1 protein-coding gene is annotated in these 781 nt (G+C 67.1%); it reads left to right on the forward strand.

Annotated features, from left to right (window positions below):
* On the forward strand, positions 1-781 hold a 781-nt coding region (locus MKK60_RS00185; protein ID WP_279603909.1), incomplete at both ends, for an FtsK/SpoIIIE domain-containing protein.

Raw genomic sequence — 781 nt, forward strand, 5'->3', positions numbered from 1 at the left:
AGTCGGTGGCGATCAACACCATGATCCTCTCGCTCCTCTACCGGATGAAGCCGGAGGAGTGCCGCCTGATCATGGTCGACCCGAAGATGCTGGAGCTGTCGGTCTACGACGGCATCCCGCACCTGCTCTCCCCCGTCGTCATCGACCCGAAGAAGGCGGTCATCGCCCTCAAGTGGGCAGTGCGCGAGATGGAGGAGCGCTACAAGAAGATGTCCAAGATCGCGGTCCGGAACATCGACGGCTACAACGCCCGGATGGCCGAGGCCCGCGCCAAGGGCGAGACCATCACGCGGACGATCCAGACCGGCTTCAACCGCGAGACCGGCGAGGCGGTGTTCGAGGACGAGGCGATGGACCTCGCGGCCCTGCCCTACATCGTGATCGTGGTCGACGAGATGGCCGACCTGATGATGGTGGCCGGCAAGGACATCGAAGGCGCGATCCAGCGCCTGGCGCAGATGGCGCGCGCGGCCGGCATCCACCTGATCATGGCGACGCAGCGTCCGTCGGTGGACGTGATCACCGGGACGATCAAGGCGAACTTCCCGACCCGGATCAGCTTCCAGGTGACGAGCAAGATCGACTCGCGCACGATCCTGGGCGAGATGGGCGCCGAGCAGCTCCTGGGCCAGGGCGACATGCTGTTCATGGCCGGCGGCGGGCGCACGACCCGGGTGCACGGGCCGTTCTGCTCGGATTCGGAGGTCGAGAGCGTGGTCGCCCACCTCAAGCGCCAGGGCCGCCCGGCCTACCTCGAGGCGGTCACCGCCGACGACGGGTC

It is taken from the genome of Methylobacterium sp. J-092, assembly GCF_022829325.1.
In the GTDB taxonomy this organism is placed as follows: Bacteria; Pseudomonadota; Alphaproteobacteria; order Rhizobiales; family Beijerinckiaceae; genus Methylobacterium.